This window comes from Paraclostridium dentum (genome assembly GCF_012922555.1).
GTDB classification, from domain to species: domain Bacteria; phylum Bacillota; class Clostridia; order Peptostreptococcales; family Peptostreptococcaceae; genus Paraclostridium; species Paraclostridium dentum.
In genome coordinates, this window is the sequence record NZ_WIPK01000011.1 from 1 (window position 1) to 13,950 (window position 13,950).

Consider the following 13,950-nt stretch of genomic DNA (forward strand, 5'->3'; position numbering starts at 1 on the left):
ACAAAAATGTTGCAGCTTATGGACACTTTGGTAGAACTGATTTAGATTTACCATGGGAAAGAACTAATAAAGCTGAAGCTTTAAGAGAGCAAGCTGGATTATAATAAATATTTATATTAGTAAGTAAGAAGACTGTAGATTTACAGTCTTCTATTTTTTTTATATAAATTTAGCTGTATAATAATAGTAAATTATGTAAACGCTAAAATTAGCATTTTTATGCTTAAGGAAATTATATATAGGAAAGAATTATTAATGATTCAGTGAGATTACTTAAATCAATATATTATTTTTGAGAGCAAAAACTTACATACATACATAGTTGTTAAAGAGAATCGAATTTTTATAGGAGATTATTTATGGAAAAGATTGAAGGAATGGTAAGTGATATTATATTTAAAAATGAAGATAATGGATATGTTATAGCTCATTTATCAAATGAAAATAACGATATAGTTATAGTTGGATGTATGCCTACTTTAACAGTTGGAGAGAGTATAGAAGTTGAAGGTAAGTGGATAAATCATAAAACTTATGGAACTCAATTTGAGGTTAACTCATTTCTGCCAGTGACACCATCATCTATAGAAGGTATATATGTATACTTATCCTCTGGAGTAATAAAAGGGATAGGAGAAAAGATGGCAAAGAGGATAATAGAAAAGTTTGGAGTAGATACCTTGGATATTATTCAAAATTCTCCACATAGGCTTTCAGAAGTTGAGGGTATAGGGAGCAAAAAAATTGAGCAGATAGCTAAAAGTTATGAAGAAAATAGAGAATTAAGAAATATAATAATGCATTTATCTCCTTATGGAATAACTCCTAATTTTTGTTTAAAGATATATAAAAGATATAAGAATAAAGCAATAGATATAATAACTAAAAACCCATATAAGTTAGCAGAAGATATAAGAGGAGTAGGATTTAAAGTAGCAGATAAAATAGCGTCAAATTTAGGAATAGATAAATTTTCTAAAGATAGAATAATGCAAGGTATCTTATACACATTAAATCAATCTTTAGGAAGTGGTCATACATATTTACCCAAGGATATCTTAATAGATGAAGCTAGCAAGTTGTTAGGGGTAGATAATGAATATATTTCAGATTCAATTTTAAGCTTAGCTTATGATCAAAAAATTCATATTGAAAGAAATTTTGGAGATGAAGAGCACATATATCTAATACCATATTATCTATCTGAGAATGGAGTTTGTAAGCAAATCATAAAATTATCTCAATCTCAATTTAAAGAATTAAATATAGATATAGATGAAGAAATAGAAAAAATAGAAAAAGAAACTGATATAAAGTTAGCCACAAATCAAGTATTAGCAGTAAAAGAAGCTGTTGAAGGTGGATTAGTAGTTATTACTGGAGGTCCCGGAACAGGAAAGACGACGACTATAAATACTATAATAAAAGTATTTGAAAATAATAAACAAGAAGTTCTTTTAGCCGCACCTACAGGGAGAGCAGCAAAGAGGATGAGTGAGACTTCTAATAAAGATGCGAAAACAATTCATAGGCTTTTAGAAATGGGATATGCAACAGATTCAGAAGAACTGGTTTTTTTAAAAGATGAAGAAGACCCTATAAAAGCAGATGTAGTTATTGTTGATGAAGTTTCAATGGTAGATATTGTTTTAATGTATAGCTTATTAAAAGCAATAAAACCAGGAACTAGATTAATTTTAGTTGGAGATAGTGATCAGTTGCCATCTGTTGGAGCTGGAAATGTTTTAAAAGACATTATTGATTCAGATGTTATAAATGTTGTTAGATTGAATGAGATTTTTAGACAAGCTCAGGAAAGTATGATAGTTGTAAATGCACATAGAATAAACAAAGGATTGCCACTTCACCTAAATGTTAAAGGTAAAGATTTTTTCTTTATAAAAAAAGATACAAATGAAGCAATTTTAGAAGAAATAGTTGGCTTAGTTAGCCAAAGGCTACCTAAATTTTATAACTTAGACAAGCTACAAGATATACAAGTTCTTGCACCTATGAGAAAGGGTGATTTAGGTGTTACAAATTTAAATATAGAGTTACAAAAATATTTAAATAAAGAAGAAAAGTTTAAAGTTGAAGAAACACTACAAAAAAGGATTTTTAGAGTTGGCGATAAAGTTATGCAAATAAAAAATAATTATACTAAAAAATGGGAAAATGAAGATAAGAGTGAAAGTGGAGAAGGTATATACAATGGAGATATAGGTTATATTTATCATATAGATAAGGAAAACAAAATTATATATGTTCTATTTGATAAAACTAAAATAGTGTCTTATGAATACTCTGAGTTAGATGAACTGGATCACAGTTTTTGTACGACAATACACAAAAGTCAGGGAAGTGAATTTCCAGCTATTGTAATTCCAGTAACTTGGGCTCCGCCTATGCTATTAAATAGAAATCTACTTTACACAGCAGTAACTAGAGCTAAACAATTAGTAGTTTTAGTCGGAGATGTTAAATACTTAGAATTTATGATAAAAAACAATAGGATAAATGATAGACACTCTAATTTAAGTAAAAAATTGAATAGATTAAAAAAAGAAGGGGTGCTGATAAAAAATTAAATCAATTTTTTATAAAATTTTAGATATAATATATCCTGAAAATATTAAATGTATTATATGTAATAAATCTATTAGTAAAAATAATACATACTCATTATGTAAAGATTGTTTCAATGAACTAAATTTTATAAATGATGGATGTATAAAATGTGGAAAAACTATATTAAATGAAACTATAGAAACATTAAAGCCTGAAGACTTATTAAATGGATGCCCGTCTTGTATAAATAAAACGTATTATTTTGAAAAAGCTATAGGATGTATAGAATATAGTGAAACTAGTAAAAAGATAGTATTTGGGTTTAAATATAATGATAAAACATTTATGGCAAATATTATATCTAAGATAATGAAAGAAAAGTTAGATACTCAAAATATAAATTATGATTACATACTATATGTTCCATTACATAAGAAAAGGGAAAGAAAAAGAGGGTTTAACCAATCAAAACTTATTGCAAAAAAGCTTGGTAAAATAGAAAATATAAAGGTTTTAGATTCTATATACAGGAATAAGAATACTACTAAATTATTTAAATTAACAAATGAAGAAAGATCGAGAGAGGTAAAAAATGCATTTGGTTTTTATAAGAGCATAAATTTATGTAAAAATAAAAATGTATTACTTATAGATGATATATTTACTACGGGAAGTACTGTAAATGAAATATCAAAAATATTGAAACTTAAAGGTGTTAAAAAAATTTATATATGTACATTTTTAACTAGAATAAATTGTTATTGACATATTAGTCTTAAGATATTAAAATGTATTAGTAATGTGTTAGGTCTGTGGTTGAAAGTTCATGCCAGTTGCAGGCGAAAGGACCCACGTAAGTTAACCCTAAAAATGGGGTTAATGATCATGGTGCAGCTTAGAAGTAAGACCTGCCGATATTAAAATCGAGAGAGTCAGTAGTGCGGCGAACCCAAGCGAAATCTCCAGCAGGCGAGTGTGGGGGCAAAGACCAGGTCAGCTAAAATATTACTAAAGTACCTTTAGAGGTGCTTTTTTTTTGCTTAAATACAATTTTTTTGTAATTTATTCGAAAATATGACAACAATAAACAAATTAATAACAAATAAACATTAGTTCTGTGGATAGAAATTGAGTAAAGAATGTGTAAAAATAAATAAATACAGACTTATTAACATTTTTATCCACATTATCCACAGGTTATAATGATAAATCAATCCACATGTTGGTCAAGGTTTACGATTAATCGACAAAAATAAATTTATTTACTTTGCATATTATGATTCCAAGAAGCTAACAATAAAAATAAAGGAAATTGAATTTAAACATAGAAATTATAAGTATAAGTTATTGTACTTATATATACCTGAAGGGAGATGTTCTTATGAATATAACAATATCTGGGAAACAAATGGATTTAACAGATGCAATAAAGGATTCAGTAGCAGAAAAATTAGAAAGATTAGACTACTACCTTCACCCAGAAACAGAAGTAAAAGTTACAGTAAGTGCTAAAAAGGCAAGACAAAAAGTAGAAGTAACTATAATACCAATAAGTGGTCCTATAATAAGAGCAGAAGATACAGAGGAAAATTTATATGCTGCTATAGATGTAGTATATGATAAGTTAAACACTCAGTTAAGAAAGTATAAAAAAAGAGTACAAGATAAACATCAATCAAATGAAAGTATAAGATTTAGCCATATAGAAGATTTATCAGAAGAAGAGTTAAATGATGAAAATGAAAATTCTATAAATATTTCAATAGAAAGAAATAAGAAATTTAATATGAAGCCAATGAGTCCAGAAGAAGCAGTTTTACAAATGGATTTATTAGGACATGACTTTTTCATATTTACAAACACTCAAACTGATGATATATCAATAGTGTACAAAAGAAAAAATGGCGGTTATGGAATGATAGAACAAGCGTAGAATTTAAATTAGTTATTAAAGCTATCGATAAAAATAATAATCGATAGCTTTTTAAATATAAAATGCAAAGATTTTATGGTAGAATGTATATTATACATATAATGGACGAGGAGAGATAAGTATATGGGTTTTTTAGATAATATATTTAATATGGCTGATAAAAGAGAAATGAAAAAATTCAGCAAAACAGTTGATGAGATAGATGCTTTAGAATCGAAGTTTCAAGGAATGTCAGATAGTGAATTAAAAAATATGACTAATGTTTTTAAAGATAGACTTAATAATGGGGAAACAGTAGATGACGTATTAGCAGAAGCATTCGCGGTTGTAAGGGAAGCTTCAAAAAGAGTACTTGGGATGAGACAATATAGAGTTCAGCTTATAGGTGGAATAGTTCTTCACCAAGGAAGAATAGCTGAGATGAAAACTGGAGAAGGTAAAACTTTAGTTGCAACAGCTCCAGTTTATTTAAATGCGTTAACTGGTAAAGGTGTACATGTTGTAACAGTAAATGATTACTTAGCAAAACGTGATAAAGAGCAAATGGGTAAAATATATGAGTTTTTAGGAATGACAGTTGGGGTTATAGTACATGGACAAAATCCTCAAGAAAGAAAAGAACAGTATGAATGTGATATAACTTATGGAACAAACAATGAATATGGATTTGATTATCTAAAAGATAATATGGTTATACATAAAGAGCAAAAGGTTCAAAGAGAATTAAACTATGCAATAGTCGATGAGGTCGACTCTATATTAGTCGATGAAGCTAGAACACCTCTTATAATATCAGGACCTGGAGATAAATCAACACATCTATACGGTGATGCAAATACATTTGTACATACTTTAAAAGAAGATAATTATGAGATAGATGAAAAACAAAAATCAGTTTCTTTAACTGAAAGTGGTATACAAAAAGCAGAAGTTTATTTTAATGTTGAAAATATAACAGATATAGCTCATATAGAGTTATACCATCATATAAATCAAGCATTAAAAGCTCATAAAATAATGAAGTTAGATGTAGATTATGTTGTAAGAGATGGCGAAATAGTTATTGTTGATGAATTTACTGGAAGACTTATGTTCGGTAGAAGATATTCTGAAGGATTACATCAAGCAATTGAAGCTAAAGAAGGATTAAGAATACAAAGAGAATCTAAAACTTTAGCAACTATAACATTCCAAAACTACTTTAGAATGTACAATAAGTTATCAGGAATGACAGGTACAGCTAAAACAGAAGAAGAAGAATTTAAAGCAATATATAAAATGGATGTTGTACAAATTCCAACTAATAAGCCTATACTAAGAGAAGATTTAGCAGATTGTGTTTATAAGAGCGAACTAGGAAAGTTCAATGCAGTCGTTGAAGATATTATAGAAAGACATAAGAATAATCAACCAGTACTTGTTGGTACAGTATCTATAGAAAAATCTGAAGTTCTATCTATGCTTTTAAAGAGAAAAGGTGTAAAGCATGAAGTATTAAATGCTAAAAACCATCATAAAGAAGCAGAGATAGTAGCGCAAGCAGGTAGATTAGGTGCAGTAACTATCGCCACTAACATGGCGGGTCGTGGTACCGATATAGTTTTAGGAGGGAACCCTGTATTCTTAACTAAAAAAGAAATGAAGAAGATAGGATATCCTGAAGATATAATAAACAAAGTAGATGCTGATATAGAGAGTTTAGGCATAGAGTTAACTGATGAAATAGTGAAAGCTAAGTCTGATTTTGATAAAATACTTAAAAAATATAAATTACAAACTGAAGAAGAGCAGAATAAAGTTAGAGAAGCTGGCGGATTAGCTATAATAGGTACAGAAAGACATGAGTCTCGAAGAATTGATAATCAGTTACGTGGTCGTGCTGGGCGTCAAGGGGACCCAGGAAGTTCAAGATTCTATATAAGTTTAGAAGATGAGCTTATGAGACTATTCGGAAGTGATAGAATTTCTGGAATGGTTGAAAAAATAGGATTAGATGAAGAAACACCTATAGAAGCTAAGATGTTAACTAAATCAATAGAAAATGCTCAAAAGAAAGTTGAAGGAAGAAACTTTGGTATAAGAAAGCACGTTCTTCAGTATGATGATGTTATGAATAAACAAAGAGAGATAATATACGAACAAAGAGGACGTGTATTAGAAGGAGAAGACTTAGAAGAGCAAGTGCAAACAATGATAATGGCTATAATATCAGATGGATATGATATATATGTGACAGACCAAGGATTTGATTTACATGCATACAAAGATTATTTATATCATATGTTTATGCCTAAAGGCAGCTTAGAAGCTGAAAATCTTGAAAACATGAAAAAAGAAGAAGTTATAGACGCAGTATATAACTTAGCTAAAAAAATATATGAAGAAAAAGAAAATATGGTTGGATCTGAAAGAATGAGAGAAATCGAGAGAGTTATACTTTTACAAGCTGTTGACTCTTATTGGATAGACCATATAGATGCCATGGATCAATTACGTCAAGGTATCGGACTTAGAGCTATAGGTCAGCAAGACCCGGTTGTAGCTTATAAGTTAGAAGGATTTGATATGTTTGATAATATGACAAAAGCTATACAAGAAGATACTGTAAGATATTTATATAACTTTACAATAGAAGAACCGATACAAAGAAAACAAGTAGTAGATGTGGAAAAAATATCTTCAAATGCAGAAGAAGGTCAAGGAAATAAACCTGTTAAGAAAGATGAAGAAACAGGAAGAAATGATGAATGTCCTTGTGGAAGTGGTAAAAAATATAAAAAGTGTTGCGGTAGATAGTTTGGAGGTTGTATATGCTTAATGTACAAGAATATAGACATAGAATAGAAGAGATGTCTAATAATATAGAAGAATTGAGGGCTTCTCTTTGACATAGAAAGCCTGAATGAAAGAATTATTAGAAGTGAAAAAATAATGAGTGAACAAGACTTCTGGAATGATAATGAAAAAGCACAGCGTGTACTTCAAGAAAATAAAAATCTAAAAGATATTTTAGATGAGTACAATCATCTACAATCATCTGTAGAAGATGCAGAAGTGCTTCTTGAGTTAGCTCAAGAAGAAGCTGATGATTCATTAGAGAAAGAAGTTGAAAGTACAATAACTTCACTTGAGAAAGAGATTGATAAAGTTAAAATAAAAACTTTATTGAGTGGAGAATATGATAGAAACAATGCGATTTTATCTATAAATGCAGGTACAGGTGGATTAGATGCTCAAGATTGGGCCGAAATGTTACTGAGAATGTATGATAGATGGGCTAATTCTAAAGGATTTAAAGTTAAAACATTAGATTTACAATCAGACACAGAAGCTGGTATAAAAAGTGCAACTATACAAATTGAAGGACTTAATGCATATGGATATTTAAAAAGTGAAAAAGGAGTGCATAGAATTGTAAGAATATCTCCTTTTGATCCATCTGGAAAAAGACATACTTCTTTTGCATCAATTGATGTAATTCCAGAATTAGATGAAAGTATAGAAATTGATATAAACCCTTCAGATTTGAAAATAGATACATATAGAGCATCTGGTGCTGGAGGACAGCATATAAACACTACTGATTCAGCAGTAAGAATAACTCATATACCAACAGGTGTAGTTGTTCAATGTCAAAATCAAAGATCTCAGCACAGCAATAAAGATACTGCTATGAGAATGTTAATGGCTAAACTTATAGAGTTAAAAGAATTAGAACAAAAGGAAACTATAGAAGATTTACAAGGTAAATATTCTCAAATAACTTGGGGAAGCCAAATAAGATCTTATGTATTCCAACCATACAAGTTGGTAAAAGATCACAGAACAAATGCTGAGATAGGAAATGTTGACAGTGTTATGGATGGTAATATAGATTTATTTATAAATGAATATTTAAAAATGACTAAAGTAAATAATGTATAGAACATAAGGGTGTGTTTCAAAATAGTATGAAAAATGCATAAGTTTTGCTTCCAAAGCTTTAATGGTTGCAAAAGCTTATGTATTTATTCTTATCTATTTATTTTGAGGCACGCCCCTTTTTAGGAGGGATTTAAATTGGATATAAATAAAATTTTAAAAGAAGAGTTTAACTTAAGAGATTCTCAAGTTGAAAATACTATAAAGCTTATAGATGAAGGTAATACCATACCATTTATAGCCAGATATAGAAAAGAAATGACTGGTGAAATGAGTGATGTTATACTTAGAGCTTTTTATGATAAATTAGTTTATTTAAGAAATTTACAAAGTAGAAAAGATGATGTACAAAGGATAATAGATGAACAAGGTAAGTTAACGGATGAAATATTAAAAAATATAAAGCTAGCTAAAACGCTTCAAGAAGTTGAAGATATTTATGCTCCATATAAACAAAAGAAAAGAACAAGAGCAACTATTGCAAAAGAAAAAGGTTTAGAAAATTTAGCTATAGCTATATTAAATGATAAAGTAGATATAAATTTAGAATGTAAGAAATATATAAATAAAGATAAAGATGTAAACTCTGAAGAAGATGCATTAAAAGGAGCTAAAGATATAATAGCAGAATTAGTTTCAGAAGATGCCAAGCTAAGAAAGTATATAAGAGAGTTAGCTTTAAGAGAAGGCGTTATATCAAGCAAAAACTCAAAAGATGAAAAATCGGTATATGATATGTATTACGAATTTAGTGAATCTGTAAAAACTATAGCTCCACATAGAGTGTTGGCTATAAATAGAGGAGAAAAAGAAGAATATTTAAAAGTTAAATTAGAAATTAATAATGAAAAAGTAATAAGCCATATAGTTGATGTATATGTTAATAAAAACAACCAAGTAAATAAAGAAGAAATAATTTCTGCTATAGAAGATTCATACAAAAGGCTTATATTCCCTTCAATAGAAAGAGAAATAAGAAATCATCTAACTGATTTAGCGCATGAAAGAGCAATAAGTGTTTTTGGACAAAATGTTAAGAGCTTATTACTTCAACCTCCTGTAAAGGATAAAGTAGTTATGGGGTTTGATCCAGCATATAGAACTGGATGTAAGATAGCTGTTGTAGATAAGAATGGTAAGTTATTAGATTATACAACTGTATATCCAACTAAACCTCAAAATGATGTAGATGGATCTAAGAAGACTTTAAAAGGACTTATAGAAAAATATAATATAGATATAATTTCTATAGGTAATGGTACAGCATCAAGAGAATCAGAACAATTTGTATCTGAAATGATAGGCGAAATAAATAGTAATGTTCAATACACTATAGTAAGTGAAGCTGGTGCATCTGTATATTCAGCATCAGAGCTTGCTAATGAAGAACATCCAGATATAAATGTATCTATAAGAGGAGCTATATCTATAGCAAGGAGATTACAAGATCCTTTAGCTGAGTTAGTAAAAATTGATCCTAAAAGTATTGGAGTAGGACAATATCAACATGATCTTAATAAAAAAAGATTAGAAGAAGTTTTAAGTGGAGTTGTAGAAGATGCAGTAAACTCTGTAGGTGTAGATTTAAATACAGCCTCATATTCATTACTTGAACATGTAGCTGGAATCAGCAAAACGATAGCGAAAAATATAATTGAGTATAGAGAAGAAAATGGAGATTTTACATCAAGAGCTCAAATTAAAAAAGTTAAAAGATTAGGGCCACAAGCATTTACTCAATGTGCAGGGTTTATGAGAATAACAAATTCAAAAAATCCTTTAGACAATACTGGTGTACATCCTGAAAGTTATGATACTTGTAAAAGTTTACTGAAGATACTAGGATACTCATTAAATGATTTGAAAAATAGAAATGTAGATGAAATAGATTCTAAGATAGCAGATATCGGAATAAACAAATTAAGTGAAGAATTAGAAGTAGGAATTGTTACTTTAAAGGATATTATATCTGAAATAAAAAAACCAGGAAGAGATCCAAGAGAAGAAGGGATTAAACCTGTACTTAGAACAGATGTATTAAAAATTGAAGATATAAAAGAAGGTATGGTTTTAAAAGGAACTGTAAGAAATGTTGTAGATTTTGGAGCATTCGTTGATATTGGAATAAAAAATGATGGCTTAGTTCATAAATCACAAATGAGCAATAAATTTGTAAAAGATCCTATGACAGTAGTAACTGTAGGGGATGTAATAGATGTAAAAGTAATAGGGATAGATTTAAAAACACAAAAGGTTTCTTTAACTATGAAAGATATAAAAGAAGTATAGGAGGAATAAATGCTTTTTATAAAAAATGGAATTATAAACACAGTCACTAATGGAATTATACAGGGTGACATACTTATTGAAAATGGGAAAATAATAGAAATTGGAGCAGATATAGTTGCACCATTAGATGTAGAAGTTATAGATGCAAATGGAAGTTTAATTTTTCCTGGATTTATAGATGCTCATACACATTTAGGCTTATGGGAAGATGGTATGGGATTTGAGGGAGCTGATGGAAATGAAGAAACAGATCCAATAACACCACATTTAAATCCTATAGATGGAATAAATCCTATGGAAAGAAGTTTTGAAGAAGCTAGAAACGGTGGAATTACATCTGCATGTAGTACACCAGGAAGTGCAAATGTTATGGGAGGACAATGTATCGCTATAAAGACTGTTGGTAGAAGAATAGATAAGATGATAATAAAAAATCCTGTGGCATCAAAAATAGCTTTTGGTGAAAATCCAAAAAGTTGTTATGGACAAGAAGAAAAAGCTCCACAAACTAGAATGGCAATTGCTGCAATGTTAAGAGAAACATTAAAAGAAGCTGAGCAGTATCTAGAAGATATAAGATTACATGAAGAAGATGATGAAAATGAAAAGCCTGATTATGATATGAAAATGGAAAGTTTACTTCCAGTATTAAATAGAGAAATTCCATTTAAAGTACATGCACATAGAGCTGATGACATGTTTACAGCGATAAGAATTGCAAAAGAATTCAATTTAAAGTTAACATTAGATCATTGTACAGAAGGACATTTAATAGTTGAAGATTTAGTAGAAGAAGCGTACCCAGTTATAGTAGGACCTTCGCTTTCTGAAAGATCAAAAATAGAATTAAGAAATTTAACTTTTGATACAGCTGGGGTTTTATCAAATGCAGGAATGCAAGTTTCACTAACTACAGATCATCCTGTAGTTCCTCTACACTACTTACCTGTATGTGCAGGAATAGCAGTTAAACATGGAATGGATTCTAAAAAAGCTATAGAAGCAATAACTATAAATCCTGCAAAAACATTAGGTATAGACAATAGGGTAGGTTCTATAGAAGTTGGTAAAGATGCAGATATAGTTATATGGGATAATAATCCTTTAGAAATTCAAAGTAATGTACTGTATACTATAATTGATGGAAAAGTTGTATATAGAAAACAAGCTTAATTAATATTGACATATTTAAATTTTATTAATAATATATAGATATAAGGAAAATTAAATAGCACGTAAGATCTTCGGGGCAGGGTGAAATTCCCTACCGGCGGTATAGCCCGCGAGCTACATTTGTAGCATGACTTGGTGAAATTCCAAGGCCGACAGTAAAGTCTGGATGAGAGAGGATTAGTATATATGTATAAGAAAGATATTATTGCTTTAATATACTTAAAAAACTAAGCTCGAAGAGATTCTTTGGGCTTTTTCTTTTTCCTAAAATTAAAATTAGGAGGTTTTTTAAATGGATAATATATTCAGCAATAAAAAAACTATGAGTACAAATACAATGACAAAGGTAGCTATTTTATCAGCAATTTCTTATATTTTAATGTTTATAGCAATACCTATTCCAGGTATATTTCCTGATTTCTTAAAACTAGATATATCAGATGTTCCTGCTATATTTGGAGGTATGGCATTAGGGCCAGTGGCAGGTTTTACAATAGTCCTTATTAAAAATTTATTTCAAGCTATGACTGCATCAACAACAGCTTGGATAGGTGAAACATCAAACTTACTAATTGGGGGTTCTTATGTAGTGATTTTATCATTAGCATATAGACACAAAAGAAATATAAAGGGATTATTTTTAGGATTTTTCTTAGGAACAATAGTTATGATAGTAATAGGGTGTTTAACTAACTATTACATGATACTACCTTTTTATGGGAAAGTAATGCCTATGGAAGCTATAGTAAATATGGGACATGTAATAAATCCTAATGTTGTAGATTTAAAGAGTTTTGTTATTTGGATGATAGCTCCATTTAACTTAGTTAAAGCAATACTAATGTCAGTAATTACATTACCTCTTTATAAAAAGATGGAGGTAATATTAAAAAAATAAATTAATTAAAGAGATATACCAAAAACTAGGGTGTTCATAGATAAATATATAAGTTTCGCTCCATGAAAGCTTAAAAGATGCTTTCAAAATGTCGCTAAAACTTATATATTTATCATTCACTACCTATTTTGATATATCTCCTTTTTTATGAGCAACGGACGAAGTCGCTCAAGCGAAGCGAATTTTATTTTTCATCGTAAACATAATAGACACAATCATTTTTAAAATTAGACATTGATTCAAAATTATTTTCTTTAAGCTGATTTATAAGATTATCATATGGATTTGTTATATAAATTTCAGCCTCTTTTGATTTATATTTCAGCAAAGAATAATTAGTAGCATCATTAATTCCTTCAAATGTGTTATCTATGCATATAATAGATGGACATCCTTTCATTTTTATAATACATTTATGACCATTAACTATTAATAAAGAATCACTTTTAACTAAATCAATAAAAATATTTTCGCAAATATTTAAAAATGTAAATCCATAAGTTAATTTACTATTACAAGTTTTAAAATAATCGAGATTTTTAAATTCTTCATAAGAAATATTCCATTTTTCAACTTTAAAATCTGATAAATTTAAGTTAGATTTTTTTATGAAATCATAATCTTTAAAAACTATTAAGCAACTTTGAGCTAAATAAAAATTCTTAGCTTCCATCATTTTTATACTAGCTTGAGTGTCTATATGAGTACACATTGCTATATTAGTTATTTTATTATTTCTTAAATCTTCTCTTGCTAAATTAAATAGCATATCAGAAATAGCATGGGCAAGTTGCTGTCCCCTATAATCTATATGTACTCTAAGTCCTTCAAGCCATCCTTGTCTATCTGGTAAAACTGTATACTTACCAACTGCTACAACTTTACCTTCTTTAACTAATCCAATAAAACAACCTTCTTTATCATCAACCCATTTGTGAAAGACTTTGGGTAAATAGTCATGTCCATCCCAAATGTTTCGAGATATATCTACTATATCATCGAAATCATCGTGTGTTAGAACTTTATAATTCAAAAATATCACCCCTTTTAATAAATAATATTACCATAAGTTGTAAAATATATGGTATATAATAAAAACTTTGTGAATGTAAGGCTTTATAATAGTAATTTGTTATAATATAATAATATCTGTTACGTTAACAATTTA

Annotated in this window: 9 protein-coding genes, 1 pseudogene and 1 riboswitch; of the genes and pseudogenes, 9 read left to right on the top strand and 1 reads right to left on the bottom strand. The window is 29.0% G+C overall.

Features of this window, described 5'->3' with window-relative positions:
- Positions 1-359 precede the first annotated feature (359 nt).
- The 9 genes and pseudogenes from recD2 (at position 360) to GFJ41_RS14080 (ending at position 12,782) form a co-directional block, all read left to right on the top strand.
- Entirely contained in the window at positions 360-2,588 is a 2,229-nt protein-coding gene (gene recD2, locus GFJ41_RS14045) for an SF1B family DNA helicase RecD2 (RefSeq protein ID WP_021428241.1), read from the top strand.
- Between the two features lie 28 nt (positions 2,589-2,616).
- Positions 2,617-2,745, top strand: a pseudogene (locus tag GFJ41_RS20325) (double zinc ribbon domain-containing protein); the annotation flags it as partial.
- 168 nt (positions 2,746-2,913) lie between these two features.
- Positions 2,914-3,333, top strand: a complete 420-nt coding sequence (locus GFJ41_RS18765; RefSeq protein WP_226887884.1) for a ComF family protein — start codon at positions 2,914-2,916, stop codon at positions 3,331-3,333.
- A 616-nt stretch (positions 3,334-3,949) separates the two neighbouring features.
- Positions 3,950-4,501 carry a ribosome hibernation-promoting factor, HPF/YfiA family gene (hpf, locus tag GFJ41_RS14055; RefSeq protein ID WP_035117693.1) on the top strand — a complete coding sequence of 184 codons (552 nt, stop codon included), beginning with the start codon at positions 3,950-3,952 and terminating at the stop codon, positions 4,499-4,501.
- A 123-nt stretch (positions 4,502-4,624) separates the two neighbouring features.
- A complete protein-coding gene (gene secA, locus GFJ41_RS14060; protein WP_150886818.1) occupies positions 4,625-7,297 on the top strand; it encodes a preprotein translocase subunit SecA in 2,673 nt (890 codons plus the stop codon).
- A 14-nt stretch (positions 7,298-7,311) separates the two neighbouring features.
- A protein-coding gene (gene prfB, locus GFJ41_RS14065) for a peptide chain release factor 2 (RefSeq protein WP_438943021.1) occupies positions 7,312-8,425 on the top strand; the annotation gives its coding sequence in 2 pieces (ribosomal slippage) (positions 7,312-7,374 and positions 7,376-8,425; 1,113 coding nt in all).
- A 135-nt stretch (positions 8,426-8,560) separates the two neighbouring features.
- Positions 8,561-10,711: a Tex family protein gene (locus GFJ41_RS14070; protein WP_170075676.1), complete on the top strand. Its 2,151-nt coding sequence runs from the start codon at positions 8,561-8,563 to the stop codon at positions 10,709-10,711.
- Positions 10,712-10,720: 9 nt separating this feature from the next.
- The gene (locus GFJ41_RS14075; protein ID WP_021428294.1) at positions 10,721-11,884 is read left to right on the top strand and encodes an amidohydrolase; all 1,164 of its coding nucleotides are present in this window, start codon (positions 10,721-10,723) and stop codon (positions 11,882-11,884) included.
- A gap of 63 nt (positions 11,885-11,947) precedes the next feature.
- A riboswitch (FMN riboswitch) is annotated at positions 11,948-12,066 on the top strand.
- A 110-nt stretch (positions 12,067-12,176) separates the two neighbouring features.
- Entirely contained in the window at positions 12,177-12,782 is a 606-nt protein-coding gene (locus tag GFJ41_RS14080; protein WP_170075677.1) for an ECF transporter S component, read from the top strand.
- A 184-nt stretch (positions 12,783-12,966) separates the two neighbouring features.
- Here the strand turns inward: GFJ41_RS14080 and GFJ41_RS14085 are convergent, their stop codons facing one another.
- A complete protein-coding gene (locus GFJ41_RS14085; protein ID WP_170075678.1) occupies positions 12,967-13,815 on the bottom strand; it encodes a GNAT family N-acetyltransferase in 849 nt (282 codons plus the stop codon).
- Positions 13,816-13,950: the final 135 nt, after the last annotated feature.